23 protein-coding genes are annotated in these 26,956 nt (G+C 66.0%); 7 read left to right on the forward strand and 16 right to left on the reverse strand.

Features of this window, described 5'->3' with window-relative positions; translation table 11 throughout:
• Nucleotides 1–79: 79 nt before the first annotated feature.
• Nucleotides 80–1,645, reverse strand: a complete 1,566-nt coding sequence (locus ACQP2D_RS03450; protein WP_433682270.1) for a M12 family metallopeptidase — start codon at nucleotides 1,643–1,645, stop codon at nucleotides 80–82.
• Between the two features lie 175 nt (nucleotides 1,646–1,820).
• Nucleotides 1,821–3,221: a lipase family protein gene (locus tag ACQP2D_RS03455; protein WP_433682271.1), complete on the reverse strand. Its 1,401-nt coding sequence runs from the start codon at nucleotides 3,219–3,221 to the stop codon at nucleotides 1,821–1,823.
• 96 nt (nucleotides 3,222–3,317) lie between these two features.
• Here ACQP2D_RS03455 and ACQP2D_RS03460 point away from each other — a divergent pair, with 96 nt between their 5' ends.
• Complete coding sequence (locus ACQP2D_RS03460) at nucleotides 3,318–4,007, forward strand: TetR/AcrR family transcriptional regulator (protein WP_433682272.1); 690 nt, start codon at nucleotides 3,318–3,320, stop codon at nucleotides 4,005–4,007.
• Nucleotides 4,008–4,152: 145 nt separating this feature from the next.
• Here the strand turns inward: ACQP2D_RS03460 and fahA are convergent, their stop codons facing one another.
• The 3 genes from fahA to ACQP2D_RS03475 form a co-directional block, all read right to left on the reverse strand.
• Entirely contained in the window at nucleotides 4,153–5,334 is a 1,182-nt protein-coding gene (gene fahA / locus ACQP2D_RS03465; protein ID WP_433682273.1) for a fumarylacetoacetase, read from the reverse strand.
• Nucleotides 5,331–6,581 (reverse strand): homogentisate 1,2-dioxygenase, encoded by a 1,251-nt coding sequence (locus tag ACQP2D_RS03470; protein WP_433682274.1) that lies wholly within the window; start codon nucleotides 6,579–6,581, stop codon nucleotides 5,331–5,333. The genes fahA and ACQP2D_RS03470 overlap by 4 nt, the downstream gene beginning before the upstream one ends.
• Nucleotides 6,582–6,780: 199 nt before the next feature.
• Nucleotides 6,781–7,407, reverse strand: a complete 627-nt coding sequence (locus ACQP2D_RS03475) for a TetR/AcrR family transcriptional regulator (protein ID WP_433682275.1) — start codon at nucleotides 7,405–7,407, stop codon at nucleotides 6,781–6,783.
• Nucleotides 7,408–7,558: 151 nt separating this feature from the next.
• Between ACQP2D_RS03475 and ACQP2D_RS03480 the strand changes: the two genes are divergently transcribed.
• Nucleotides 7,559–9,481, forward strand: a complete 1,923-nt coding sequence (locus ACQP2D_RS03480; protein ID WP_433682276.1) for an acyl-CoA dehydrogenase family protein — start codon at nucleotides 7,559–7,561, stop codon at nucleotides 9,479–9,481.
• A gap of 116 nt (nucleotides 9,482–9,597) precedes the next feature.
• Here the strand turns inward: ACQP2D_RS03480 and ACQP2D_RS03485 are convergent, their stop codons facing one another.
• Genes ACQP2D_RS03485 through ACQP2D_RS03495 form a run of 3 tightly spaced genes read right to left on the reverse strand, consistent with a single transcriptional unit; the run spans nucleotide 9,598 to nucleotide 12,082 of the window.
• On the reverse strand, nucleotides 9,598–10,413 hold the full coding sequence (locus ACQP2D_RS03485; RefSeq protein WP_433682277.1) for an exodeoxyribonuclease III: 816 nt from the start codon (nucleotides 10,411–10,413) through the stop codon (nucleotides 9,598–9,600).
• 54 nt (nucleotides 10,414–10,467) lie between these two features.
• Nucleotides 10,468–11,499 (reverse strand): N-acetylglutamate synthase, CG3035 family, encoded by a 1,032-nt coding sequence (locus ACQP2D_RS03490; protein ID WP_433682278.1) that lies wholly within the window; start codon nucleotides 11,497–11,499, stop codon nucleotides 10,468–10,470.
• Nucleotides 11,492–12,082 carry a peptide deformylase gene (locus tag ACQP2D_RS03495; RefSeq protein ID WP_433682279.1) on the reverse strand — a complete coding sequence of 197 codons (591 nt, stop codon included), beginning with the start codon at nucleotides 12,080–12,082 and terminating at the stop codon, nucleotides 11,492–11,494. The genes ACQP2D_RS03490 and ACQP2D_RS03495 overlap by 8 nt, the downstream gene beginning before the upstream one ends.
• Nucleotides 12,083–12,262: 180 nt before the next feature.
• Between ACQP2D_RS03495 and ACQP2D_RS03500 the strand changes: the two genes are divergently transcribed.
• The 5 genes from ACQP2D_RS03500 (at nucleotide 12,263) to ACQP2D_RS03520 (ending at nucleotide 16,819) form a co-directional block, all read left to right on the forward strand.
• Nucleotides 12,263–12,607: a DUF3263 domain-containing protein gene (locus tag ACQP2D_RS03500; RefSeq protein WP_433682280.1), complete on the forward strand. Its 345-nt coding sequence runs from the start codon at nucleotides 12,263–12,265 to the stop codon at nucleotides 12,605–12,607.
• A 67-nt stretch (nucleotides 12,608–12,674) separates the two neighbouring features.
• A complete protein-coding gene (locus ACQP2D_RS03505; protein ID WP_433682281.1) occupies nucleotides 12,675–13,241 on the forward strand; it encodes a LytR C-terminal domain-containing protein in 567 nt (188 codons plus the stop codon).
• 205 nt (nucleotides 13,242–13,446) lie between these two features.
• A complete protein-coding gene (gene sodC / locus ACQP2D_RS03510) occupies nucleotides 13,447–14,133 on the forward strand; it encodes a superoxide dismutase[Cu-Zn] (RefSeq protein WP_433682282.1) in 687 nt (228 codons plus the stop codon).
• A gap of 14 nt (nucleotides 14,134–14,147) precedes the next feature.
• Nucleotides 14,148–15,293, forward strand: coding sequence for a glutamate--cysteine ligase (locus ACQP2D_RS03515; protein WP_433682283.1), 1,146 nt, complete (start codon nucleotides 14,148–14,150; stop codon nucleotides 15,291–15,293).
• A gap of 185 nt (nucleotides 15,294–15,478) precedes the next feature.
• Entirely contained in the window at nucleotides 15,479–16,819 is a 1,341-nt protein-coding gene (locus tag ACQP2D_RS03520; protein WP_433685516.1) for a DUF5933 domain-containing protein, read from the forward strand.
• Here the strand turns inward: ACQP2D_RS03520 and mnhG are convergent.
• From mnhG to ACQP2D_RS03560, 8 genes are all read right to left on the reverse strand, one after another.
• Entirely contained in the window at nucleotides 16,762–17,100 is a 339-nt protein-coding gene (gene mnhG / locus ACQP2D_RS03525) for a monovalent cation/H(+) antiporter subunit G (RefSeq protein WP_433682284.1), read from the reverse strand. The two genes, ACQP2D_RS03520 and mnhG, sit on opposite strands and share 58 nt — an antisense overlap.
• A complete protein-coding gene (locus tag ACQP2D_RS03530; RefSeq protein ID WP_433682285.1) occupies nucleotides 17,097–17,357 on the reverse strand; it encodes a monovalent cation/H+ antiporter complex subunit F in 261 nt (86 codons plus the stop codon). The genes mnhG and ACQP2D_RS03530 overlap by 4 nt, the downstream gene beginning before the upstream one ends.
• A complete protein-coding gene (locus ACQP2D_RS03535; protein ID WP_433682286.1) occupies nucleotides 17,354–17,929 on the reverse strand; it encodes a Na+/H+ antiporter subunit E in 576 nt (191 codons plus the stop codon). The genes ACQP2D_RS03530 and ACQP2D_RS03535 overlap by 4 nt, the downstream gene beginning before the upstream one ends.
• Before the next feature lie 28 nt (nucleotides 17,930–17,957).
• On the reverse strand, nucleotides 17,958–19,577 hold the full coding sequence (locus ACQP2D_RS03540) for a Na+/H+ antiporter subunit D (RefSeq protein ID WP_433682287.1): 1,620 nt from the start codon (nucleotides 19,575–19,577) through the stop codon (nucleotides 17,958–17,960).
• On the reverse strand, nucleotides 19,574–19,948 hold the full coding sequence (locus tag ACQP2D_RS03545; RefSeq protein WP_433682288.1) for a Na(+)/H(+) antiporter subunit C: 375 nt from the start codon (nucleotides 19,946–19,948) through the stop codon (nucleotides 19,574–19,576). The genes ACQP2D_RS03540 and ACQP2D_RS03545 overlap by 4 nt, the downstream gene beginning before the upstream one ends.
• Nucleotides 19,945–22,797 carry a Na+/H+ antiporter subunit A gene (locus tag ACQP2D_RS03550; RefSeq protein ID WP_433682289.1) on the reverse strand — a complete coding sequence of 951 codons (2,853 nt, stop codon included), beginning with the start codon at nucleotides 22,795–22,797 and terminating at the stop codon, nucleotides 19,945–19,947. The genes ACQP2D_RS03545 and ACQP2D_RS03550 overlap by 4 nt, the downstream gene beginning before the upstream one ends.
• 110 nt (nucleotides 22,798–22,907) lie before the next feature.
• Complete coding sequence (locus ACQP2D_RS03555; protein WP_433682290.1) at nucleotides 22,908–24,215, reverse strand: hypothetical protein; 1,308 nt, start codon at nucleotides 24,213–24,215, stop codon at nucleotides 22,908–22,910.
• Between the two features lie 125 nt (nucleotides 24,216–24,340).
• The gene (locus ACQP2D_RS03560; RefSeq protein WP_433682291.1) at nucleotides 24,341–26,608 is read right to left on the reverse strand and encodes an AAA family ATPase; all 2,268 of its coding nucleotides are present in this window, start codon (nucleotides 26,606–26,608) and stop codon (nucleotides 24,341–24,343) included.
• Nucleotides 26,609–26,956 lie beyond the last annotated feature (348 nt).

Here is a 26,956-nt window from a genome sequence, read left to right on the forward strand (position 1 = left end):
CGCGTTCGATGGCTCGGACGGCGATGCCGCGCCGCCGCAGTCGGCAATCGAGTGGCGGCCGCTACGGCAGCGGCTGCCCTCAGGGGTACATCGTATTCACGGTCGCGATGTCGTCTGTGCTGAGCGCGACACGTTGACCAATCGTTGTCCCTCCGCTCGGGACGATGCACTGCAAGGTCGCGTCTCGCGAGGTCTGCACAATCCGGCTGCTGTTTGCTTTGACGAGCATCATGGTCAATCGACCATCGAACGAAATGAGTGCTGGTCCGAATCGGCTCTTGTTGTTGTCGCGATCGGTCGCCGGGCTCCAACTGTAGGCGATATGAATGCGTGTGCCAGTGCTGCCGATGAGTGGGCTCACTCTGCCGAAGTATGTGTGCCATACCGTCCCGGCCTCGTCGGCGTATGCCATATGGAGTTTCATTTTTCCGTCGTCGCCGACAAATTCCGCTAGCGCGGGAGCGTGCCTGCTGGATTGCTGATTCGGAATCGGAACTCCGAATGGGTCACTCCAGGTTCGCCCATCGGCGGACCACGAGTGGTACAGGAAGTCATCGCTCTGCCCTCGGTGCACCATGTGCAGTTGACCGTCGACGCTGAACGAGGCCAATGCCGGAGTGTCCCTGCTGAATTGCCCGGGAATCGGTGAGCCCTGCGGATTCTGCGTCCAGGTCAGTCCATCGGCGCTGAACAAATGGAACAACTCATTGCTGTTCTTCCCGCGGTGCACCAGGTGCAGCTCGTTCTTGAACTCTGTCAACGCCGGAGTGCCGCTGCCCTCGACCATATTGAGTATCACTACCGGGGCGTTCCAGTTACGCCCATCAGCGGATCGCGAGTGGAATAGGAAGTCACTGCTGCGTCCTCGGTGCACCATGTGCAGTTGACCGTCGACACTGAACGAGGCCAACGCGGGAGTGTCCCTGCTCCCTCGCCCTGGCACCCTGGGACCTCGGGTCCACACCGCCCCGTTCGAGGTCCACGAGTGCCAGATATCGGTCGAATCGGGAACCCGCGGTATAAGACTCGAAGGGCCGACGTGGACCATGTGCAGTTCGCCATTGGGGGCAAATGTCGCTAGCGATGGTGAACGCCTGCTGAACTCCTGTGGCACCGGCGCCGAGGGATACCACTGAACGCAGAATGTGCCGTTGCTCGGGTAGTGCATGATCGAGCCGAAGTCGTATATCCCGATCCGCTGGCCGGTCTGCCGGTTGTAGTTGCCGATCTTGGCGGTCAGGACATTTTGAACGATGACCGCGACAAAATTATCGCGATCACTGCGCGTATGCTCATGAAGGAGACCGACAGCGTGGCCGATCTCGTGTATCACGTTACCGTCTTGAAAGTCTGCTGTGGTGTCGCATCTGACTTGCGTCTTCCCGGAACGGCTCGGCCAGATGAACGCTTTCTTTCCGATGTCACTCGAGCAACTACTGTCGGCGGCCACGAACTCGACAAAGAATGTTTCGGCCGTTCGCGGTATAAGAGTCACATGAATACCAGCTGTGTTGTTCCATTTGGTTATCGCCGAATTAATGACGCCGAGTTGCGATGATCCTGTCGGAAAGTCGGTGGCGTTGATGATGAATGGAACCGTACGATTCGGCCACCGGAAGATCTTGCCCGGTATTGCATGCCCCATACCCGATCTCCTCTCTGCGAGTGCCGTACAGTGCGGACTGACGCCGTAGCGAAGATTCGTGCCGCAGTCTACTGCGGGTGCCGTACGTGATCATCGGTTTCGCGGCTCAGCATCGAGGAAATCTCTGCGCGTGTTCTTGTATCTCCAACGAATGCCTGACCTAGGCCACTAGTGGTCAGCGTTCGCGAGGGCCGATCGGGAATCCGAGCGCGCCGAAGGTGGCGTTCAGATTGATTTCGATCTGGGTCAGCAGGGCATTGAAATCGGCGAGCATCGAGACCGCATTCTCGGTGCGACAGCCGAATTGATCCGCCGCATCAGGAGCCAGGCGTGACGTCAACCAATTGAAGGTGTCGGCCATACCGAGCGATGGCAGGGTCAGATGCTCGCTGAGATGGTCGCGTTTGTAGACGATCGATGCGCCGTCCGCACACCACTGCTGGTTCAGTCGATCGGTGGTCCAGATCGGCACGGCCTCATCGAATACGCCCTGGTAGATGAAAATCGGCGCGGTCGGGGTCTGCTTGCCGAGCACGGTCGCGTCGAAGACCTCCCGGATTTCCGGCAGTGCGAGATACTGCGCGATCGGAATCGTCAGTATCCGTTGGTAATCGGTGAACATCTGGGTCAGCGCATTGCGCGGCAGGCATTGCGCGTTGGTCCGGTTCATCAGTGCCGTGCCCTCCGGCGTCAGGTACTGATCGGTGACCTCGCGGAACTTCGGGTACGCCTGGTACAGCGAGGAGACGCCGATGCCGATCAGGCTGGCGAACATGGAACCATTGACGTGCAGCAGGGATGCGACGTCCGAGACCGGAGCACCGAGCGCCGCACCCTTCACATTCAGCTCCGGCGCATAGGTCGGCTGCAACTGCGCGGCCCAGCCGGTGCCCATGCCGCCACCGGAATAACCCCACATCGCCACCGGGGTATTCGCGCCGCCGAGCGGTGCGAAGCGCTCGGCGGCGCGAATACCGTCGAGGGTCATATATCCCGGCTCCGCGGCCACCGCGAGATGGCCGTCGAGCCCCTCGTAGTCGGGTACCGAGATGGCCCAGCCCTGGCTGATCAGCGCGGCGATCGCGATCAGCTCACTCTGTGAGTGAATGCCCTCTATGCCCGGCAGTCCGGCGCCCTGCCGCAAGACGAACGACGGCGCACAGTCGATGCTGGCGCTGTCGTAGTAGAACTGCAGCGAAACCAGCGGTCGCGAGCGGTTCGGGTCCGCGCCCGCGGGCAGGATCACCGTGGTGACAGCCGCCGTCGGCTGTCCGAACAGGTCGGTGCTGCGGTAGAGCAGTTGCCACGAGCGCACGCTCAGCGGCAGGACGGTCAGCACCGCCAGCTGGACCTCGCGCGAACGCAGGATCGTGCCGACTTCCTGCGTCTCGAAGCCATCCGGTGGCTGGTAGAACGAATCCTGTTGCGGCACAGGCGCTGCGGCGGCGGGCATGGCGGTGATGACCCCGGCCAGCAGCGCGGTCGCCACCGCGACAGCCATCGATAGCGCCGCGACGGCCGCGCGCAATCCGCGCCGACGTGTGCGGCAGATCGGATCCCCATTGATCACTGGCACGTCCGTCCCTTCCTCATCGATGTGACAGCGATTACAACACGACATACTGTTACCAACAAGAGGTCTTGTTGAAATGCCTCCGGCTATGGTCGGTGTATGACCCGCAGCAAATCCGCCGCGCGGCCCGATCCGACTTCGGCCCGGCGCCGTATCCGTGGCCTCGATGCCGAGCAGCGCAGCGCGCAACGGCGCAGCCAACTGCTCGACGCGGCTACCGAACTATTTGCCGAGCAAGGCTTTTCGGGAACCTCGATCGAACAGATCTGTCAGCGCGCCTTTGTCGGCACCAAGGGTTTCTACGATCATTTCGACAGCAAGGAAGCGTGCTACGTCGCGCTGCTCACCCATATCACCGAGCAGATCCAGCAGCGGGCCAGCGAGGCGGCCGCCGCGTCCGCCGAATTGCCCTGGCCCGAGCGCGCCGAGACCATAATCGCAGCCTTCGTCCATGCCATCGCCGATGATTCGCGGCTGGCCAAGGTGACCTTCGGCGAGGCGGGCGGCATCTCACCCGCGGTGGAGCAGCAGCGCCGCAGTAACCGGCGCTGGGCGGCGGCCTTCCTGGACCGGCAGTGGTCCGGCGAGGCGTCATCGGATCCGCAGGTGCAGCGCAGGCGAATCGCATTGGCGCTGGCCACCATCGGCGGCATGTTCGAACTCGTCGCGGACTGGCTGCACCATCACGACGACGGTGGCGCTCCCGATATGGTCGATACCCTCACCGAAGATCTGCAGCGGTTCATCGCCGTGGTCGATGCCGGCGTCCGGATCGACGCCGCGCGGTGAGCGCCCCACGCCGCCACCTCGATACTTGCCGCATACCCATTGGCTACCTCGCATAGGCCGTACCATGTGCGAGGTAGCCACGGGCTATGCGTCACTCGTCCTGCCCGCTTGGCCTCTGGCCAGCCGGTGAGTGCGCCGGGTTGTGTCATGGTGCGGGGCGGGCGTGCCAGATGCGGCCGCGGACCTCGGCGAGGCCGATGCGATGCGAGTTCGGGCCCGGGGCGGATGCGGTGATGACCACCTCGTCGCCATCCTCCAGGAAGGTGCGGTGCAGCCCGTTCACCATGACGGGGTCGGCTCCGCCCCAGGACAATTCGATGAACGAACCGCGCTGGTCCGATGCCGGTCCGGAGATGGTGCCCGAGGCGTAGAGATCGCCGGTGCGGGTGGCGGCGCCGTTCGCGGTGAGATGCGCCAGCATCTGCGCCGGTGACCAGTACATCCGGGCATACGGTGGGTGTGCGACGGTTTGGCCGTTCCAGCGCACGGCCAGATCGATATCGAATCCCCATGACTGGCTGCCCCGCAGATAGGGCAGCGGCTCGGGCACTTGCCGCGGCAGCGGTATGCGGGCCGCCTCCAATGCGGCCAGCGGGGTGACCCAGGCCGACAGCGACGTCGCGAAGGATTTGCCGAGGAACGGTCCGAGCGGCTGATACTCCCAGGCCTGGATATCACGCGCGGACCAATCGTTCACCAGCGCGACGCCGAAGACGTGCTCGGCGAACTCGTCGATATCGATGGGGGTGCCGAGTTCGGAACCGATCCCGACCAGGAAACCGAGCTCCGCCTCGATATCGAGACGCTGTGACGGACCGAAATCCGGTGTGCCGGAGGCTGTTCGGCGTTGGCCGCGCGGGCGCACGATCTCGGTGCCGGAGACCACCACGGTGCCGGCGCGTCCGTGGTATCCGACCGGCAGATATCGCCAATTCGGTAGCAGTGGTTCGGCATCGGGACGGAACAGTTTGCCGAGGTTCGTCGCGTGGTCGATGCTGGCGTAGAAATCGACGTAATCGCCGATCTGTACCGGCAGCTTCGTCCGCACGTCATGCAGTAGGTGCACGGCGGCGGTGGGCAATTCGGCATCGATCAGTTCGCGGATCCGGTTGCGCACCTCGCGCCAACGACGCGGCCCCTGCGCCATGAAGGCATTGAGGTTCGGCTCGGCGAAGACCGGATCCTCCAGTGCCGCAGCCAGATCGATGGCATATTCGCCGATCCGGACGCCGACACGAAAACCCGCACCTTCGGGTGCGAAGACGCCGTAGGGGAGATTGCGGGGACCGAAGAGGTCGTCGTCGGCTACTTCGACGCGGGTCTTCATGCGGGCCCGCGGTCCGCGTGCGCGCGCTGATTCGGTGGCCGGTGTCCGTCGGCCTGTGGTCCGCGACCCGACCAGGTCCACGCATATCCCGGATCCTCGCAGGCCAGCGCGCCCTCGCCGAGTTCGAGCGGCCGGAAGGTATCGACCATGACCGCGAGTTCATCGAAGAAGTCGATGCCGATACTGCGCTCGTACGCGCCCGGCTGCGGACCGTGCGCATAGCCGCCGGGATGCACCGACACCGAACCCTGGCCGATGCCCGAACCCCTACGCGCCTCGTAGTTTCCGCCGCAGTAGAACATGATTTCGTCGCTGTCGACATTGGAGTGGTAGTACGGCACCGGAATCGATAGCGGGTGGTAGTCGACCTTGCGCGGTACGAAATTGCACACCACGAAGTTGATGCCTTCGAAGGCCTGATGGGCGGGCGGCGGCTGGTGCACCCGACCGGTGAGGGGTTCGAAATCGGAGATATTGAAGGTGAGCGGATACAGGTAGCCGTCCCAGCCGACCACATCGAAGGGATGCGTCGCGTAGATCATCCGGGTGCCGACCACGCGACCGCCGGGTCGGTGTTTCACCAGCACCTCGATATCGGTTCCGTTGGCGATCAACGGCTGCGACGGTCCGTGCAGATCGCGCTCGCAGTACGGCGAATGTTCCAGCAGCTGACCGAATTTCGATAGATAGCGCTTCGGCGGGGTGATGTGGCCGGCCGCCTCGATGACGTACGCGCGCAGCGGTTCCGGGCCGCTCGGTAGCCAGCGGTGTGTGGTCGCCCGCGGAATCAGAACCTGGTCGCCCTGTCGGGCGGGAATGGTGCCGAAGACCGTTTCGACGACGGCGGCACCGGATTCCACGTACACCAGCTCATCGCCGATCGCATTGCGATACAGCGGTGAGGCGCCCTTGGCCGCGACGTAGGAGATCCGCACATCCGCGTTCCCGAGCAGCAGCCGTCGGCCGGTGACCGGATCGGTTTCGGCCGGGGTATCGCCGGGGAACAGCTGGTGCAGCCGCAGATGGCGATGGCGCAGTGGATGATTCGGAGTCAGGGACTGGTCCGGCAACTCCCAGACCGTCGAGTCGACGATCGCGGGCGGCAGACCCCGGTGATACAGCAACGAGGAATCGCCGGAGAAGCCTTCCTCGCCCATCAGCTCTTCGTAATAGAGCTGCCCCTGGTCGTCTCGATGCTGCGTGTGTCGCTTCGGCGGCACCGCTCCCACCTGCCGATAGAACGCCATGACCGTACCTCCGGCTGGACCGCTGGATATGCCTCCATCGTAGTGCCCGATGGTGGGGCACAGGGCGAGATCGGTGGACATTTTGTTGGTCCAGCGCGGTCTTCTGCGGCATTCCGCCTAGCGATAGGGCCAACTGCTGAACAATTGTCGACCGTCGTCAGGTCAGATCGGGCGCGTGGTGCAGTAGGTGCCGCCTCGCTCAGGCGTGGCGCAGCGCGCGGTGGACGGCCGAGCCGACGAATGCCCCGAGGCTCTGCGGATCCCAGTCACCCTCGCCGGTGAGCAGGGTGCGCACCGCGCCCTCGCCCGCGGACACCCACAGTTCCACCAGCACCGGCAGTTTGCGGTCGGCGTCCGCGGTGCCCCAGGCGCGCAGTGTCGGGCGCAGCAGTGTGGTGCAGCGTTCGATGGCGAGTTTGCGGCCGCGCCCGAATGAATCCGCAACGGCCGGATCGGGATTGCCGTACAGCAGCCGCCACGCATCGGGCCGATCGGCCGCCTTCTCCAGCAGCGCGCGGAAGCCGTCGATGAATACGGTCTCGCCCGCGTCGACATCGCGCGGCGGCAGCACCTCGAGCAGTCCGCCGACGAGAAAGCTCTCCTCGCGCTGGATCAGCGCCTCGATCAGTTCGACGCGATCCGGAAAGCAGGCGTACACCACGGGTCGGGTCACATTCATCCGCTCGGCGATCGCGGCCATGGTGACCGCCGCGATGCCGTGTTCGACGGCGATCGCCAATGCGGTGTCGAGCACTTGGGGCCGGCGACGCTCGGGGCCCAGATGCTGTGCACGCTGCCGTGGCCGCACCGCGGTCTCGCTACCCATGCGCACCAAGATATCAGCGTTGTACCGTGGGTTCGCGCTGGTCCCGAGCCTGGGGGTCAGATTCCTACATCGACGAACAATAATGCTACAGTCGCGAATGAAGCCGTCCGAGCAGGACAGGACAGCTAGTCGCCCGGCCGAGGAGTCATCGATGCCCGAAACTCTGTTCAACCCGAAGACCTGCGAATTCGCCGAATTCGACGCGGAGACCCGCAGGCTGCTGCGCGCCACCGTCGACTGGTTCGAAGCCAAGGGCAAGGCGGCACTGAAGCACGATGACCGGGAGCGGATCTGGTACGCCGACTTCCTCGATTTCGTGAAGCGCGAGCGCGTGTTCGCCACCTTCCTCACCCCCGCGGCCGAGGCGAACGGCGATCCGAACAAGCGCTGGGACGCCGGCCGGATCGCGATGATGAGCAAGATCCTCGGCTTCTACGGAATGTCCTACTGGTATGTCTGGCAGGTCACCATTCTCGGACTCGGCCCGATCTGGCAGAGCGAGAACAAGGCCGCCAAACAAAGGGCCGCCGCGCTGCTGGATTCCGGCGAAATCTTCGCCTTCGGCCTGTCCGAAAAGGAGCACGGCGCCGACGTCTACTCCACCGATATGGTGCTCACGCCCAGCAGTGGCGGCGGCTATACCGCCTCCGGCGGTAAGCATTACATCGGCAACGGCAATCTGGCGGGCATGGTGTCGGTATTCGGTCGGCGTGCGGACAAGCCGATCATCGATAGCGCGAAAGCACTGGGAAGCAAACCGACGCAGGAGGATTACGAGGGGTATCTGTTCTTCGTCGCGGACAGCAAGCACGAGAACTACAAGTTGCGCCGCAATGTCGTCGACAGCCAGATGTATGTGGCCGCCTTCGATCTGGAGCAGTATCCGGTCGCCGAGGAAGACATCCTGCACCGCGGTGAGAACGCCTTCCACGCGGCCATGAATACCGTGAACGTCGGCAAGTTCAATCTCGGATTCGGTGCGGTCGGCGCCTGTGAACACGCCTTCTACGAGGCGATCACCCATGCCGAGAACCGAATTCTGTTCGGGCACAGGGTAACCGAATTCCCGCAGGTGCGCTCGCTGCTGACCGATTCGTACGCACGGTTGCTCGCAATGAAGCTCTACAGCGAGCGAGCTATCGACTATCTGCGCTGCGCGTCCCCGGATGACCGTCGCTACCTGCTGTTCAACGCGATCGAGAAGATGACCGTGACCCGGCAGGGCCAGCGCATCATCGAGGATCTCGCGGATGTGATCGCGGCCCGCGGCTTCGAGAACGATATGTACTTCCCGATGGCGATGCTCGGACTGTTCGGGCTGCCGCGGCTCGAAGGCACCGTGCACGTGAATATGGCGCTGTCACTGAAGTTCTTGGCCAACTATATGTTCCATCCGGCCGATGCCGGATTGGCGGCGCTGCGTTACCTTCCCGGCGCCGGTATCGCGCCGAAGGGTACGGTGCGCGCGGTTTCCGGTGCGCTGAGCTGGTCGAGTCGCAAGCTCACCCCGCACGCCGGTGCCGCGGTGCCCAGGCTGCGCACCGAATTGGCCGGTGCCAGTTACGATCCCGTGCCGACCCGGCGCGACGGCGCCGATGACGAATTCCTGTTCCGGCAGGGCCCGAGCAGCGGACTCGGCCGAATTCGCTTCCGCGACTGGCGACCGGTCTTCGAGAAGTTCGCCCACGTGCCGAATGTCGGCATCTTCCTGGAGCAGGCCCTCGCCTTCCAAACCCTGCTCGCCGCGGCCTCCCCGACCCCCGCCCAGCAGCGCGATGTCGACTTCCTCTTCGCCCTCGGCGAGCTCTTCACGGCAGTGCCCTACGCCCAGCTGATCCTCGAACAGGCCGAGATCGAAGCCACGAGCACAGCGGTACTGGACCAGATATTCGACATCTTCGTCCGCGAATTCTCCAAGAACGCACTGACCCTGCATACCAAGCCCACCGCCACCAAGGCCCAACAAACCCGCGCCCTGGACCTGGTCCGCCGCCCGATCACCGACCAGAAGCGCTTCGATCAGGTGCTCGCCCAGGCGCGGGCGCACGCCGGTGGGTACGAGATGAACCCGTAGTTCGCGTTACGGCCGCTCGGCTCACCGGCCAACGCCCGTCACTTGGAGCGATCTATCGGACAGCTTCGGGCCGGAGATATCGCGGACCACGACCTCGTGGAATCCGTCGGCGACTCCTAATCGGTGAATTCGGCGATCACCGGGGCATGGTCGCTGGCCCCCTTGCCTTTTCGTTCCTCGCGGTCGACCAGGGCGTCCTTGGCGCGGGCGGTCAGGGCGGGGGAGCCGAGGATGAAATCGATGCGCATGCCTTCTTTTCGGGGGAAGCGCAGTTGGGTGTAGTCCCAGTAGGTGTAGACGCCGGGGCCGGGGGCGAAGGGGCGCATGATGTCGGCGAAGCCGGTTTCGACAATGGCGTTGAAGGCGTCGCGTTCGGGCTGCGAGGTGTGGGTTTTATCGGCGAAGTATTCGACAGACCAGACATCGTCGTCGGTCGGTGCGATATTCCAGTCGCCGACCAGGGCGATCTGGGCCTCCGGATGGTCGGCGAGCCATTGGGCGCCGTTATCGCGCAGGGCGGCAAGCCATTCCAGTTTGTAGGTGTAGTGCGGGTCGTCGAGGGTGCGGCCATTGGGTACGTAGAGGCTCCATACTCGGACGCCACCGCAGGTCGCCCCGAGTGCGCGCGATTCCACGATCGGGGCGCTGATCAGCGATTCGTCCGCGTCCTTGTCGAAGCCGGGCTGATTCGGGAAGGCGTCGGCCACATCGTCCAAGCCGATGCGGGAGGCGATGGCCACGCCGTTCCACTGGTTCAGCCCGATATGGGCGACCTCGTAGCCCAGTTCGTCGAAGCGCTCGAACGGGAACTGGTCGTCACGGCATTTGGTCTCCTGCATCGCGAGCACATCGATGTCCTGGCGGTCGAGGAAGTCCGCGACCCGGTCGAGGCGGGAGCGGATCGAGTTGACGTTCCAGGTCGCGAGACGCACGGATGCCTTCCTTCGCAATGGGTGATAGCTCTGTTCTACCGGAGGAACACTGGTTCAGCGAGGGCCGTCCGGCGTGGCGTAGCGGTAGGAGTGGTGGTCGAGAAAACCCAGTTCGTGGTACATCGCGATGGCCACGGTGTTCTCGGCCTCGACCTGGAGGTATGCGTGGGTGGCGCCGCGGTCGGCACCCCAGCGGATCAGCTCCGCGCACACCAGCGATCCCAGTCCGTGTCTGCGGTGCTCGGCCGCCACCGCGACGCAGGTCAGACCGATCCAGTGGCGGCCGTCCGGCGCGGTGGTGAGCGCGCCGCGGCCGATCGCGATGGGCCGGGGCAGGCCGAGCGAGGCGAATCCGACCTCGCCGTCGTGCACCGCCGTCAATACTTCGACCACCGGCGGTGTGGAAAACGCCTGTGTCGCAGGGTCTTCGCCGCCATGGCGGTGCATCGATAGCCACGCGTCATCGGGCGCGGGTGCGATGCGCACCATCGGCGGGCCCTGCGGCAGTACGAAATTCTCGATATCGATGGCGAGCAGCCGGGTCTCCCGCCGACTGCGCCAGCCGAGCGGCAGTGGGGCGAGTCGATCGGGCAGCGCGAGTTGTACCGGCAGCCCGTGCGCGGTGTACCACTCGCCGATCCGCTGCAGGGTATCCGCGCCGAGCGCCGCCGGCCCGTCCGAACTCCCCAGCGGCACAGCGGAATTGGCGCGGTTGGTGTATCCGTGCCCGGCGCGCAACAGCCAACCGTCGATCCAGGCCTGCTCGATGCCGGGCCAGCCGTACGCCGCGGCGGTCTCCAGCGCGCGAATCTCCCTGGTGCGAATCGGCCTGGGCCCCAGCGCTTTCATCGCCACCACCCGATCCGGGGCGACCGCGACGACCTGTCCGTCGGCGCCGCGCACCGTCGGCGGATCCAGTGAGACCAATTCGCCGATCACATCGGTGAGCGGCTGTGGATAACCCGCTGGCAACCGATACCGCAGTACAACGCGCCGTCCCAGTTGGATATCGGGCAATGGCGAATCACCCCGTTGTCCCGCCCCGTCCGGTCGCTGCGCAGGCTCCGCTCCGGCCGGATCAGTCATCGTGCCCGAACGGATCGGGCACCGTACCGGGAATCCAGCTGAGTCCCGGTGTGCCCCAACCGTTCCGCTTGATCGCCTTCTTCGCCGCGCGGGCGTTGCGGCCGATCAGCACATCCACATAGAGATAGCCGTCGAGGTGTCCGACCTCGTGCTGCAGCATGCGTGCGAAGAAACCCTTGCCCTCGATATCGACCGGGTTGCCCTGCTCATCGGTTCCGGTGACGCGCGCCCAGTCGGCGCGGCCGGTCGGGAACTGCTCGCCGGGCACCGATAGGCAGCCCTCGTCGTTATCGTCGGGATCCGGCATGGTCTCCGGAATCTCCGAGGTCTCCAGCACCGGGTTGATCACCGCACCCTTGCGCCGTACGGTCGCACCCTTCGCATCGATATCGGGGCAGTCGTAGATGAACAGCCGCAGCGGCACGCCCACCTGGTTGGCGGCCAGCCCGACGCCATTGGCGGCATCGAGCGTTTCGTACATATCCGCGATCAGCTCGGCCAGCTCCTCCGGCGTCTGGGTGACCGGTTCGGTCGGATTGTGCAGTACGGGATCACCGACGATCACGATGGGGAGGATTGCCATGGCGCCAATTATTGCCGATGGCGTTCGCGAGCCCGACAACGCGTCGTTGCGACTCGCTACCGGCCGGTAGGGAACACGCCGTAACTGAGGTGGGGCAATCCCTCGGGCCCGTGGTTCAATGATCCGCGACGTATAAGCATCATTTTTCGTCTGGTGGTTCTTACTCGGCGAGGGAGCAAGATGGACGGCGCAGCGGCTCGGAATCTTTCCGCGATCCAAGGCGGCCCTTCTGCGAGCGAGGATGTCACGGCCGCGCAGGTCGGCGATGGCAGTGACGGTCTCAGCCGTCGCGAGCACGACATTCTGGCCTTCGAACGGCAATGGTGGAAGTACGCCGGTGCCAAGGAAGAGGCCATTCGTGAGCTGTTCGGCATGTCGCCGACCAGGTACTACCAGGTGCTCAACGCGGTGGTGGACCGGCCGGAGGCCCTGGCCGCCGATCCCATGCTGGTGAAGCGGCTGCGCCGACTGCGGGCGAGCAGGCAGAAGGCGCGAGCCGCCCGGAGGCTCGGCTTCCAGGTATGACGCGCCGCTGTAAAAGCGGGCCCCGCGCAACGACCATGGGACCCGGTTTGCGGATAGGGTCTTTTACGTGAGCTACTCGAATCCCACCTCCGGCGGGCCGCCGTTGCGCGCGCTGGCGATGGTGTTGATCGCGCTGGCCATCGTGTTCGCCGGGCTCGGCGCGATGTCGTTGTCGAGTTCGGACTCCGATACCTCGGGATCGGGTGAATCCTCGACCGCGGCAATGGGTCAGACCACCGCGACCACGAGTCAGGCCGTCGCAACCACGGCGGTTGCGACGACCACCCCGGTGGCCTCGACCACAAAACCGGCCGCTACGTCGTCGACCACGACGCCGACGACGACCCCGTCGACAACAACGGCGAATCGCGCGGTGCCGGTACACGTTCTGAACAACAGCACGGTCGCCGGATTGGCCGCGCGCACGGCGAGTGAGCTCACCGCCAACGGCTGGACGGTCGCCGAGGTCGGCAACTATCCCGGCCCGAATATTACGAATACGACTGTGTACTACGGCAATAGCCCCGGTGAGAAAGAGGCCGCACTGGCCATTGCCGACGAACTGGGCGCGACCGCCCAGCCCCGAGCGGCAGGTTCGGGTTCGGGTGTCACTGTGGTTGTCACGGGCAACTGAGGTGTGTCGCGGTGCGAGCGGCGGGCCGGCAGGCCTGGCCGAGCGTGACCACGGAGGTCCCGGGAGCGTCGCGAAATGAATACGCCTCGCCGCGACACGGCCCTGTCACGGTACGACACGGCGGGCGTGGCATCATCTTGTCCGGTAACGAACGTGTCCACCCAGCTTTACTCGTAAACTCGGTACTCGTAAAGGAGTTCCCCCGATGGCCCCGTCCACAACTCGTCGCCCGTCCTGGCGCACTGTGACCCCGGTGCTCGCTGTCGCGGTCTTCGGCCTCGCGGCCTGCTCGAACAGTCAGGAGTCGAGCGAAGTCAAGGGAACCACGCCTCCGGTATGGACGGGTGCGTCCGCCCCGCCCGCGAGCGAGTTCGGCACCGAAACAGGCGCCCCGAACGCGAACCCCGGGGTGAAGGTCGACCTGAAGGACCCCGCCGGCTCCTCGGTCGCCGTCGCGAACATCACCAAGGACGGTAACCACCTGCAGGTCAGCATCGAGGCGCACGGACTGCGTCCGGGCTTCCATGGCCTGCACATCCACCAGGTCGGCAAGTGCGAGCCGAATTCGGTCGCGCCCACCGGCGGTCCCGCGGGTGATTTCCTCTCCGCCGGTGGCCACCTGCAGGTCGGCAGCGCCAACGCGCATCCGGCCAGCGGCGATCTGACCTCGCTGGAGGTCCGTGCGGACGGTTCGGCCAAGCTGGTCACCACCACCGATGCGGTGACCCTGGACGACATCAAGGGCAAGGCCCTGATGATCCACGCCGACGCCGATAACTTCGGCAATATCCCCAACCGTTATGTCCGCGCCGACGGTGTCGCGGGTCCGGACGAGACCACTCTTGCGACCGGCGACGCGGGCGGCCGCGTCGCTTGCGGCGTCATCCAGTAGCAAGGTTCACCGATATGGCCGGGACAGCAATCGCGCGGGTTCCCTTCCAGGGCTCACCCCGGCCTACTATCGGTATCGAATGGGAGATCGCGCTCGTCGACAAGGTGACCCGCGATCTGTCGAATACCGCTGCGGCCGTATTCGATTCGCTCGGCGAGCTGCGCGCCTACGATGGCACACCGCAGGTCACCAAGGAATTGCTGCGCAATACGGTCGAACTCGTCACCGGTGTGCACAACACGGTCGGTGAGGCGGTCGATGATCTGCGCGGCACCATGGATACCGTGCGCCGTGCCGCCGATCCGCTCGGCGTCGATCTGTTCTGTGCGGGCACCCATCCGTTCGCCCAGTGGTCGGCCCAACAGCTCACGCGCTCAGCGCATTACGACGAGCTGATCGATCGCACCCAGTGGTGGGGGCGCCAGATGATGATCTGGGGCGTGCACGTGCACGTCGGAGTCTCGCACCGCGAGAAGGTCTTTCCGATTCTGAACTCGCTGCTGCTGTCGTATCCGCATCTGCTGTCGCTCTCGGCGTCCTCACCGATGTGGGCCGGTTCGGATACCGGTTACGCGAGCAACCGGACGTTGATGTTCCAGCAGCTGCCGACCGCCGGTCTCCCGTTCCAATTCGAAAACTGGACGCAGTTCGAGCATTTCGTACACGACCAGATGAAAACCGGGGTCTTCGAGCAGCTCGGCGGCATGCACTGGGATATCCGACCAGCGCCGAAATGGGGCACCATCGAGGTGCGGGTCTGCGATGGGATTTCGACCCGCGCGGAGCTGGCGGCCATGGCCGCGCTGATCCACTGCCTGATCGTCGACCTCGATCAGCGCCTCGAGAGCGGTGAAGCGCTGCCGTCCATTCCGCCGTGGCATGTCCAGGAGAACAAGTGGCGGGCCGCCCGCTACGGCCTGGACGCGATCGTCATTGTCGACGACGACAGCAATGAGCGATTGGTCACCGACGATCTGACGGATCTGCTGCACCGACTGGAGCCGACGGCCAAACGGCTGGGATGTGCGGACGAACTCGCGCTGGTGGCGGAGATCCCGCAGCGCGGCGCGTCCTATCAGCGGCAGCGCAAAGTGGCCGCCAGCACACAGGGCGATCTGGTCGCGGTGGTCGATGCCCTGGTCAAGGAGTTGGACCAGTAGCGTCGCCGGGGCGAACGGTCTGCTGACGTTCAGCTGGCCAGGGGGATGGCGTTCATCCCCCGTTTACTATGGTCGATGTGCTTGTCGAAGATCCGGGTCAACGCGTAGCGATCGCTCGCAAAGCGCTCGAAATGGACAGCCGTGGCAGCCGCGTCGAGCGGGTGCGCGCGCGCTCGCGGATCTGGATGGTGGCCGCCGTCGCGGCGGTGCCAGTGCTGCTCATCGCCCTGCAGCTGGGTTCGATCGGGCACGATTTCGAGGGCCCGCTCGGCAGTCTGTGGCACGACTACGTCGGCACGCCCAAGTCCATGTCGGTGCCGTGGGCCGGACTGGTTCTGGCCCTGGTCGGAATCTCGCAGCGCCGCAGGATGATCGCGGTCGGCATCGCCGCCGGTATCGACGCGGTGTGGGCGAGTATTCGACTGCTCAGCGGTGCATCGTTCGCCATCGGCAATGGTCCGACCATTGTGCTGACCGGTCTGGCGCTGGTCGCGGTATTCCGCTGGCGCGGGGTCGAGCGGCGCAATGCGCTGCACGCCGCCGCCCTGGGCGCACTGCTGGTCCTGGCCACCAAGGTCGGTGATGTGTGGCTGCACATTACGGTGGTCAGCCGTCCACAGGTCTACGACGTCTATGTGGCGCTCGCCGACCACGCGCTGGGCGATCCGTCCTGGGTGATGGGCCGGGTAGTGGACGCACTCGGACCGGCCGTCTACGCGGTACTGCACTGGGTCTATATCGAACTTCCGGTGGCGGCGATCGTCGTCGCGGTGTGGCAGCTGCGCCGGGTGGTTTCGACCGGTCTATGGCCGACGCACTACCTCGTGCGCACCTTCCTGGTGCTCGGACTGCTCGGTCCGGTCATCTACGTGATCTTCCCGGTGGTCGGCCCGATGTTCGCCTTCGGCGCGGACGGCCACGGCCTGCAGGTGGGCAACTTCTGGCCCGGTGCCATCCCACCGGTCGACCGCAATCCGGCGACAATGCCCTTCGACGCCTACACACCGCGCAACTGCATGCCCTCCATGCACACCGCGTGGGCACTGTCGGTCTTCGTGCACACCCGCCGCGACACCGATGGCTCCCGCGCCCCGCTGTGGTTGCGCTGCCTCGGCGCGTTCTGGCTGCTCGCGACCTTGACCGCGACCCTGGGCTTCGGCTACCACTACGGCGTCGACCTGGTCGCGGGCGCGGTGCTGTGCCTGACCGTCGAATCGGTACTGCGCGATCCCGAACGCGGCTGGGGCTGGTTCCGCGTGCGACTGGTCCTGTTCGGCGCGGCGATCCTCGGCGCACTGCTGCTCGCCTTCCGCTATCTCGCGGTCTCGATGGCCGAGTATCCGGTGCTGGCCGGGACTGTCGTACTCGCGTTGCTGGCCGCCATGGCCGCGGCGTTCCATGCGACCTGGTTCGCCGGGGTGCCGGTGAGCGCACCCGAGGAGCGGATTCGGTCGGATCATGATGCGGCTCAGCGGTTGTCGTCGTCGTCGCGCATTTCATTGACGCGCAGCAGCCCGTCACGGTAGCGCTGTTCCCGGTAGGCGGTGCGGCCGATCAAATGGGCGATGACCGGGGCGGTGAGCAGGGTGAACAGGCCGACCAGTACCAGCAGCCCGATATTGCCGTGGCCGCGCAGCTGGATCGCCGTGCCCGCCAGCACCAGGATCAGACCGACCACCTGGGGTTTGGTGGCGGCGTGCATGCGCGAGAGGGTGTCGGGGAAGCGCACGATGGCAATGGATGCGGTCAGTGCGAGCGTCGCGCCGGTCAGGATGAGGGCCCCGGCGGCCAAGTGCCACAGGTTCATACGTCATCCCTGACCCGGAATCGGGAGACCGCGGCCGAGCCCAGGAAACCCACCAGGGCCAGCGCCACGATCGCGGGCACGACCGTGGTGTCGTCGCTGTAGGCGGCCCAGACCGCGAGTCCGGAGGCGGCGATGGCCATCAGCGCGTCGATGCCGACGACCCGGTCCAGGGTGCTCGGTCCGGCGAGAATGCGGTAGCTGACGAGTACGGCCGCGGCCATCAGCATGATGCCCGCCACAATGGCGACAACGGTCACGATTCCACCTCCGGATCGGAACTCCTAGTGGCCGAATGCCATTCGGCGGGGCGCTCGAACGACGAGATGAGCAGCCGTTCCAGCCGCCGGGTGGTCCGGTAGAACGTGTCGACCGCCGCCTCGCTGCTCACATCCAGCACATGCACGTAGATGACACAGCGCTGACGGTCGATCTCCAGCACCATCGTGCCGGGAATCAGATTGAGCACATCGGCGCACAACACCAGCACCAGATCCGATCGCATACTCAAATTCACCCGCAGCACACCGGATACCGGCGGTGGCGCCGGACGCACCGCGAACCAGGCCACCTGCAGACTGGATTCCAGCGCGTAATACACACTGACAACGATCAATTCGGCCAGCGACAGCGGATGCACCCGCCCGGATACCGGGACCCGGGGCAGCGGCAAGGTCAGCATGATCAGTGCGCCGACCCCGAGTCCGGCCACTAAGTTGCCGACACTGAGATCGCCCCAGAGCGTCAACCATACGATCGTCAGCCACAGCAGTACGCCGATCCGTACCGCCGTCGCCCGGCTGGGCAGCAACCGTGCCGCGCCGGTACTCATACCCGCACCACGCCCATGCCTCGCTCGCTCATCGGATCGGTCCCTTATTCGATTTGCCGTGGTCGGCGGATGAATCGCCCAGCACCGCACCGACATACACCGTGGGATCGCTCAGGTCCGTCGCCGCTCGATCGGCGATGCGCAGGATCGGACCGGCGAAGACGGTCAGGCAGAGACCGACCACCACCAGCGCTGCCGTCGACAGCACCATCAGCAAAGGCATCCGCCCGGGATCGGTGCGCTCGTCATAGAGCACATCGGTGGAATCCTCCACCAGCGTCGGCGGTTTCGCCGCGGTGAGGTGTCCCTCGGGTGCCTCGGCGCGCGGCCGCCAGAACGCCTTGCTCCACACCCGCGCGACGGCGTACAGGGTGAGCAGACTGGTCACCACCGAACCCCCGATCAGCACCCAGGCCAGTACGCTGCCGTCCGCTGCACCCGCCTGCAGGAGGGCGACCTTGCCGATGAATCCCGAAAACGGCGGTATGCCACCGAGATTCAAGGCTGGCACCAGGAACAGGATGGCCAGCAGCGGACTCGCCGCCGCCAAACCGCCGAGTCGGCGCAGCGATACCGAACCCGCCTGCCGCTCGATCAGTCCGACCACCAGGAACAGTGTGGTCTGCACCAGAATGTGATGCGCCACATAGAACACCGCGCCGGACAGTCCGGCGGCGGTGGAGAGTCCGATGCCGAACACCATGTACCCGATGTGGCTCACCAGCGTGAACGACAGCAGCCGTCGGATATCGCTCTGCGCGATCGCGCCGAGTATGCCGATCAGCATGGTGAGCAGGCCGCAGACCAGCAGTATGTCGTCGAAACCGCCGTCGGGGAACAACAGTGTGTGGGTCCGGATGATCGCGTACACACCGACTTTCGTCAGCAGGCCCGCGAATACGGCGGTCACCGGGGCGGGGGCGGTGGGGTAGGAGTCGGGCAGCCAGTTCGACAGCGGGAAGACCGCCGCCTTGATGCCGAAGGCCACCAGCAGTACCGCGTAGACGGACATTCGAATGCCGTTGGGCGCCTCGCTCATTCGCACGGCCAGCTGGGCCAGATTCAGTGTTCCGGTGGTCGCGTAGGCCAGTGCGATACCGGTCAGGAAGATCAGCGACGACACCATCGAGACCATCACGTACGCGATACCGGCCCGGATCCGGTCCGCGGTCGCGCCGACGGTGAGCAGCACAAAGGATGCGGCGAGCAGGATTTCGAAGCCGACGAACAGGTTGAACAGATCGCCAGCGAGGAAGGCGGCCGAAACACCCGCGGTGAGTACGAGATAGGTGGGCCGATAGATCGAGGTCGGCTGCCGCTCGTCACCATCGCGAATATTCTGGCCCGCACCGTAGGCAGAGACCGCGAGCAAGACGATCGCGGAGACGAGCAGCATTGCCGCGGAGAGCCGGTCGACCACCAGTGTGATGCCGATCGGTGTGCCCCAGCCGCCGACCTGCAGCGCGGTGGTGCCGTCGCGATCGACCAGATACAACAGCATTGCGCAGATCACGACCCCGGCGGCGAGCACGGCCAACATCAGCGTGCGCTGGATGCGGGGCCGTCGTCCGAACACCAGTGTGCCCGCCGCCCCGAGCAATGGCACCAGGACCGGCAGCGGTGCGAGTGTGGTCAGCGGATCGCTCAATGCTCCGGATCCTCGCCCTCGCGCCGGGCGGCGACCTCGACGTCCTCCGGATCGTTCTGCACCGTCTCGGTGGTGGTGAGGATGTAGGAGCGATAGGCGAGCGCGAGCACGAAAGCCGCCAGGCCCATGGTGATCACGATCGCGGTGAGCATCATCGCTTGCGCCAGCGGATCGGCCATCTCCGACTCGGCCTCGCCGCGGATGGGTGGGCGGCCGTGCGGCCCGCCGACGGTGAGGATCAGCAGATTCACCGCATTGCCGAACAGGATCATGCCCAGCAGCATTTTCGATACCGCGCGTTCGAGGATCAGATAGACCCCGCACGCGACGAGAATCCCGATCAGGATCAGCAGGGTCAGATTCGCACTCACTGGAAACCTCCGCGCGCCGAGGTGGAATCGTCCTCGGCGGTGGCCAGTTCGCTGTCCAGGCGGGCGCCGAGGCTGCGCAACACGTCCAGGACCAGGCCGACCACGATCAAATAGACACCGAGATCGAAGAACAGCGCGGTGACCAGCTTGACGTGCCCGAGCGCCGGCAGCGTCACCTCCAGCAGCGCCGAGGACAGCGGCGGCGCGCCGACCAGCAGCGAAGTGGCCGCGGTTCCGGCGGCCAGCGCCAGTCCGGCGCCGAGCAGATGTCCCGCGTCGACGGGCAGTGCCTCGCCGAGTTCATAGCGGCCACCCGCGAGATAGCGCAGCGTCAGCGCGAGACCGGCGGTGAGCCCGCCCGCGAAGCCACCGCCGGGGGCATTGTGGCCGGAGAAGAAGAAGTACACCGACAGCACCATGATGGTCGGGAAGACCAGCCGGGTGGTTATCTGCAGAACCATCGATCGGTAGCGCCGATCCACCAACCGGCCCGCGGGCAGCCAGCTCACCAGGTCCGGGTCGTAGTTCGGGGCATCCACCGCGCGCGGGGCGCTGCCGAAGCGCCGACTGCGGAACACCAGTGACGCGACACCGGTCGCCGCCACGACGAGCACCGAGATCTCACCGAGAGTGTCCCAGGCCCGGATATCGACCAGCAGGACATTGACCGCGTTCTTGCCGCCCCCGAAGGTGTATGCGGCATCGGGGATCAGATGCCAGATGGGTTCGGTCGAGCGCGCGGCGATGGCGAAGGCGGCCAGTACCGCCACCGTCGCACCGACCAGCACGGACAGGATGGCCCTGCGCACTGTGAATGCGGCCGTGCGGCTTTCGTCGATCTCCGCCGGGAAGGCTCGCAGTACCAATACGAAGATCACCAAAGTCAGTGTCTCGACCAGGAATTGGGTGAGCGCCAGATCGGGCGCGCCGTGCAGCGCGAAGATCACACCGCAGCCGTAGCCGGTGACACCGACGACCAGCACGCTGGCCAACCGGTTGCGCAGCACGGTCGCGCAGAGCGCCATGGCGACCATGATCGCGGCGATCACCGTCTGGAACGGCGAATCCCACAGGCGTAGGCGAACACCGGTGCGGGTGCCGACCGCGAGCAGCACCGTCGGCAGCAGGATCAGCGTCACCAGGATCGCCGCCTGGCTCAGCGGCAGCGAACCGCGCTGCACGGCACCGGTCATCCGCAGCGACAGCCGGTCCATGGCCCGCAGGGTGGCGTCGTAGGCGCGGTCGGCATTGCCGAGCAGCGTCGCGGACTCGCCGATGCGACCGCGCATGCGGAACAACACGATGCCCACGCCGATGATCAGAATGGTCAGTGCCAGTGGGGTATTGAACCCGTGCCAGAGTGTCAGATGCGAGTCGAGCACGCCGGGCAGGGATTTCGCATAGGGGTTCAGCAGCCGATCCAGCTGTGGTGCGACAAGGCCAGCGACCAAGCCGCCGACCGCGAGCAGCGCGGGCGCGCCCAGCAACGTCACGCCCGGCGCATGCCAGTGACCGCGCCCGTGCGAACCGCCGTCGACATCCGCTGCGCGGGGCGGCAGATCCCTATCCGCGAAGGCGGCCCAGATGAATCGGATGCTGTAGCCGACCGTCAACATGGATCCGAGCACGACACCGGCAACCAGCACCAACCTGGCCGGCTCGGCGAGGATATCCGCGTCCAGGATCGCGCCCAGCGCGCTCTCCTTGCCGACGAATCCGAGCAGCGGCGGTATCCCGGCCATGCTCAGCGCGGCGAGCACCGCTACCGCGCGCAGAACCGGAGCCCGACGTCCCAGCCCTGACAGTTCCCGCAGATCGCGCGTCCCGGCCCCGTGATCGATGATCCCGACCACCATGAACAAACACGCCTTGAAAAGCGCGTGCGCCACGATCAATGCCGTCCCGGCCGATGCCGCATCGGGTGTGCCGACCCCGACCAGCAGGATCAGCAGCCCCAACTGGCTCACCGTGCCGAAGGCGAGCACCAACTTCAGATCGGTCACCTGCAGCGACCGCAACCCCGCGAGCACCATCGATGCCACGCCGAGGGTGAGGATCAGCGGATGCCAGGCCGGGCTACCGGCGAACGCCGGTGCGAGCCTGGCAACCAGATACACACCCGCCTTCACCATGGCCGCCGCGTGCAGATACGCGCTCACCGGTGTCGGCGCCGCCATCGCGCCCGGCAACCAGAAGTGCAGCGGCACGATGGCCGATTTGCTCAACGCCCCGACCAGCAGCAGCACCACCGCTACCGTCGCCGCGCCGCCCGTCGGCGGCCCGGCAAGCAGATCCGACAGCAGATAGCTGCCGCCGACCTGCCCCAGGATGACGATCCCGACCAGCATCGCCAGCCCACCCGCGCCGGTCACCAAGAGCGCCTGAATCGCCGCCCGCCGACTCACGGCCTGCTCGGCATTGTGGCCGACCAAGAGGAACGACAACACCGTCGTCATTTCCCAGAAGACGAAGAGCAGCAACATGTTATCGCTGGTGACCAGCCCGAACATGGCCGCGGCGAAGGCGACCAACTGTGCGGCGAATATCCCGAGCCGGGGTTCGTCGTCCTCGAAATACCGGGCGCAATAGGTCAGAATCAGCGCTCCGATGCCGAGCACCAGCGCGGACATGATCGCCGCCAGCGCATCGAAGCGCAGATCGATATTCATCTCGATACTCGGCGCCCAGCCGACCCGAACCCGCTGTGTACTACCCCAATTTGCGATCACCCAGCCGAGGCAGCCGAACGGCACCAGCGCGAGTACGTAGAAACCGTTGCGCCCCAGCATCCGCACGCACAGGGGAGCCGTCAGTGCGGCCATCGCGAGCGCGAGCAGGATTACGAGCAAACTGCACTCCGTCGGGTAGTTGCGGCGGGGTGATGCGCATGATCTTACTTGGGGCCTGGGACTTTCGTCGGCCGAGCCGGTATGGCGTATGCCATCTCCGCGCGATGGGGCTATATGTCCGCTACCGACTCGCCTGCGACGGGGTGGTCCGGCTTCGGTCGGCGACGCGGCCGGATTCGGCGCAGTACCACCAATCCGAGGGCACATCCGCCGACGATGGCGAGCGCGGTGCGGCCCGCCAGCGTTTGGTGGCTGGCGCTCCCGGCCGGCGGCCATTCGGCGGAGTCGTGCGGCAGTGCGGTGATTATCGAGGGCAGATACAGCGCCGCGATGGCGAGTACGCCGCTCGGCGCGTAGCGGGGCCAGGCGGCGCCGCAACAGTAACCGGCCGCAAGGGCGATGAGGGCGCTGCTGGCCGCGACCACATAGCCATGGACGTTGGCCGATTTCAGCAGCGCGAATACCGCGAGCCCGGCGATCATCAGGATGGCGAGGAACATCGAGGGCAGGCGGATCCCGACCAGCAGCCCGAGCGCGGTGAGCACAAGCAACGCGGCGATGCTCCAACCGGGCCTCGGGTCGCCGCCGACCGCGTCGGCGGCGGCGACCAGACTCACCGCGAGATACACCCCGGACCCGTCCCGGCGGGGCAGCAGCATGGCCGCGGCGGTGGCGGCGATGACGGTCGCGGCCACCGCCATCCCGATCTCGACCGCGTGACCGACATCGGGTGCGTGCTGATATTGGCGCGCCAGCCATTCGGTAATCGCCAGGATCACCAGTGCCAGCACCATCGAGGCCAGGATCGGCGTCACCGGAAGTTCGATGACCGTCGTCGGCGAACTCGGCTGCTTGGGCTGGGATCGGTTGCGCAGTGTACTGATGATGAGCAACACCACCGCCACCCCGATGAGCCAGCGCGGCGGTGTCTCCAGCACCGAATACGGATCGCCGTCGGTGGTCTCCATCAACTCGGCCAGATCACCGTAGACGAAGAATCCCGCGCCGCCGATCGCGAATCCGGCCGCCGGACCCGGTCGCCGCAGTACCGCGGCGCCCAGTGCGCCGAGTAGCACTCCGGCCAGGATCGAATCCAGATAGTTCTGCGTGGTCAGCATGTCGGCCGAGGACACATGGCGTCCGGCAAAGTGGTTGATATCCATGCTGAACGCCGCGGCGAGCGCCGCCGCCCACGCCATCATCGGCTTGCTGAAGGTGGTCACCAGCACCGCGACCGAGACCGCCACGATCACTCCTATCGCGGCCCCGCGCGGAACACTGTTGTTGAGGCTGGCCAGCCGATAGGGCGAGGTGTCCGCGGTCCAGCTGAAATTGATCGGCAGGAACATCGCGACGCCCGCGACCGCGGCCCCGACGCAGGCCGTGATCGTGTCGACCGCATTGCCGATCTTGTGCACCTGGTCGAACTTACTCGCGCTCAGCCCGGGAACCTGTGATTACGCCCACATCGCCCGCATATGTCGGATTTGGGAAAACCCCAGGAAGAAGCCGATTACCAGGGGTTTGCGCTCATCGATGACGGCTATCGCCGAGTATCGGCGTATCGGCGCAGCGACTCGACCTGATCGGCATCGAGTGACGGTCGCACCACCGCCCTGGCCGCCGCGACATCCGCGGCGGTGACATCGGCGGCCGCCACATCGCGGCGCATGGCGGCCAGTGCGGCCTCGCGCAACAGGGCACTGCAATCGGCCGCGGAGTAGCCGTCCAGATCGGCAGCGAGCGCGACGAGGTCGACATCGGCGGCCAGCGGTACCGACTTTCCGGCGGCTCGCAGGATTTCCAGTCGAGCGTCGGTGTCCGGCGGCGGCACGAAGATCAGCCGTTCCAGCCGACCGGGCCGCAGCAGTGCCGGATCGATCAGTTCCGGGCGGTTCGTCGCGCCGAGGACCACCACATCACGCAGCGGTTCCACGCCGTCGAGTTCGGTGAGCAGTGCCGCGACCACGCGATCGCCGACACCGGAATCGCTGTTCTGACCGCGCCGCGGCGCGAGCGCGTCCACCTCGTCCAAAAAGATCAGCGAGGGTGCGGAATCGCGTGCGCGCTGGAACAATTCGCGCACCGCCCGTTCGGATGCGCCCACCCATTTGTCCATCAACTCCGCACCCTTGACCGCGTGCACGCTGAGCTGGCCGGTGCCGGCCAGCGCGCGTACCAGGAACGTCTTGCCGCAGCCGGGCGGGCCGTAGAGCAGTACGCCGCGCGGTGGATGGATGCCGAGGCGGGCGAACGAATCCGGGTGTCGCAGCGGCCACAGCACGGTTTCGGTCAGTGCTTCTTTGGTCTCGACCATATCGCCGACGTCATCGAGGCTGAGGCTGCCGATCGCGAGTTCCTCTGTGCCGGAACGTGATAGCGGCCGGATCACCTCGGTGGCGCCGAGCAGATCCGCCTGCGTCAGCTCCGGCTCCGAATGCTGTTTACTGGCTCGCGATGCCGCCCGCAGCGCCGCCTCCCGGCACAGCGCGGCCAGATCGGAGACCACGAATCCCGGTGTGCGCACCGATATTTCGTCGAGCTTCAGATCCTTGGTCGGCACCTTGCGCAGCAACTGCTCCAGCAGCGCCTTGCGCACCGCCGCGGTCGGCAGCGCGAGCGCGAGCTCGCGATCGCACAGATCCGGCGCCCGCAGTCGCGGATCGATTCCGGCCGGATGCGCCGTGGTGGCGAGGAAGGCGACGACGGGTGCCGCGATCGCCGCGCGCAGCTGATCCAGGATGAGGGTGGCGACCGGTTCGGCCGGCGTGGGCAGCAGTGCGTCGATATCGGTGATGAGCAGGATTCCGCCACGCCCGGAACAGATTTCGGCCACCGCGTCGCCGACCTCGCGCAACCGCGCGCCGCTCTCGGCCGCGCCGACCGTCGGGCCGTCCAGTTCGACGATGCGTCGTGGCGCGGCCACCGCGCGTGCCATGGTGGCCTTGCCGACCCCGGCCGGACCGGTGATCAACACCCCGAGATGGGGTGTGGCGCCGAGGGCTTTCAGCAGCTCCGGTTCATCGAGTGCGAGGCTGAGCCATTCCTGCAGTTTCGCGGCCTGCCCGTGCGCGCCCGCCAGCTCCTCGACCGTGATGGCGGATGCACCGATCGTCGTACTCCAGCCCGCGCCCGCGCCGTCGGTCGCCGTCATGGTCTGGATGGCCGCGGCCTCGGTGACGCCGCGCGCGGACTCACCGGTCGGGCTCGGTAGCCCGGCCGCCGCCCGATCGGCGGAATCCCGGGCCGCCACCGCACCCGCACCCCATACGACCGCGGTATTCGGCTGCACGCTCACCGGAGCACGGCCGGGATCGGTCGCGGTGACGGTCAGCAGTTCGGTGGTCCACGCGATGCCGAAGGTACGCGAAAGCGCCTGGGTGGCAGCCGAAGAGCTGATATCGGGGCCGAGATCGCGGGGTAGCAGCGATACCGCGTCGCCGACGGTCACCACCTTGCCGAGCAGTGCCTGCCGCAGCGTCGCCGCCGGAATGGTTCTGGTGGCATGGACCGAACCGCTCACCGAGATCTGTCTGGCGCCGTACACCGTCGCGGGTGACACCACCACATTCGCGTCCTCGCGCAGCCCGGCGTTGGACAGCGTGACGTCATCGAGGAGCGCCACCCCGGCCGGTGTGCCGGCCGGGGCCACCCCGACCACCGCCGCGGTGCGCCGCGACCCGACGAGCGCGATCCCGTCCCATTCCCGCAGCCCGAGCGCGGTCAGTGCCTCCGGATGCAGCCGGACCACCCCGCGCCTGGCGTCGGCGGCGGAGGGGTTCAGTCGCGCGGTGAGTGCCAGTTCTGCCACCGTGTCATTCTGCCCGCGTCCGGCCCCGGTTGGTCGGCGGTCCGTCGGAAAGATCCGTGATACGCGGAAAATCCTCGCCGGCGAGTGCCCCGATCCAGTATTTGCCTGGCTGCACCCCGAAATTGTGAATGTACTCACGGAACCGAAAACGGTCGCGGATCGTCGTCGAATTTCGCCGGTCGGACGGGTAATCGCGGCAGTGTGCTCTGACCAGTAATTTCGCCCCGAAGACTGGTACGCCTGTCCGAGTCGCTCCCGCTGACGTCGGCCAATCACGTCGCCCCACTGCGGATCGGCCGGGACCTTCGGCTCACTTGCGATATGACGAACGAATGTTTCGGATTTAGA

The organism is Nocardia sp. CA-119907, from assembly GCF_050955995.1.
Taxonomy (GTDB): Bacteria; Actinomycetota; Actinomycetes; order Mycobacteriales; family Mycobacteriaceae; genus Nocardia.

Coding starts and splice junctions, on each gene's coding strand:
- ACQP2D_RS03450 (WP_433682270.1), bottom strand. CDS start 1,645: ATGGGGCATGCAATACCGGGCAAGATCTTCCGGTGGCCGAATCGTACG.
- ACQP2D_RS03460 (WP_433682272.1), top strand. CDS start 3,318: ATGACCCGCAGCAAATCCGCCGCGCGGCCCGATCCGACTTCGGCCCGG.
- fahA (WP_433682273.1), bottom strand. CDS start 5,334: ATGAAGACCCGCGTCGAAGTAGCCGACGACGACCTCTTCGGTCCCCGC.
- ACQP2D_RS03470 (WP_433682274.1), bottom strand. CDS start 6,581: ATGGCGTTCTATCGGCAGGTGGGAGCGGTGCCGCCGAAGCGACACACG.
- ACQP2D_RS03475 (WP_433682275.1), bottom strand. CDS start 7,407: ATGGGTAGCGAGACCGCGGTGCGGCCACGGCAGCGTGCACAGCATCTG.
- ACQP2D_RS03480 (WP_433682276.1), top strand. CDS start 7,559: ATGCCCGAAACTCTGTTCAACCCGAAGACCTGCGAATTCGCCGAATTC.
- ACQP2D_RS03490 (WP_433682278.1), bottom strand. CDS start 11,499: ATGACTGATCCGGCCGGAGCGGAGCCTGCGCAGCGACCGGACGGGGCG.
- ACQP2D_RS03495 (WP_433682279.1), bottom strand. CDS start 12,082: ATGGCAATCCTCCCCATCGTGATCGTCGGTGATCCCGTACTGCACAAT.
- ACQP2D_RS03500 (WP_433682280.1), top strand. CDS start 12,263: ATGGACGGCGCAGCGGCTCGGAATCTTTCCGCGATCCAAGGCGGCCCT.
- sodC (WP_433682282.1), top strand. CDS start 13,447: ATGGCCCCGTCCACAACTCGTCGCCCGTCCTGGCGCACTGTGACCCCG.
- ACQP2D_RS03515 (WP_433682283.1), top strand. CDS start 14,148: ATGGCCGGGACAGCAATCGCGCGGGTTCCCTTCCAGGGCTCACCCCGG.
- ACQP2D_RS03520 (WP_433685516.1), top strand. CDS start 15,479: ATGGTGGCCGCCGTCGCGGCGGTGCCAGTGCTGCTCATCGCCCTGCAG.
- mnhG (WP_433682284.1), bottom strand. CDS start 17,100: ATGAACCTGTGGCACTTGGCCGCCGGGGCCCTCATCCTGACCGGCGCG.
- ACQP2D_RS03535 (WP_433682286.1), bottom strand. CDS start 17,929: ATGAGTACCGGCGCGGCACGGTTGCTGCCCAGCCGGGCGACGGCGGTA.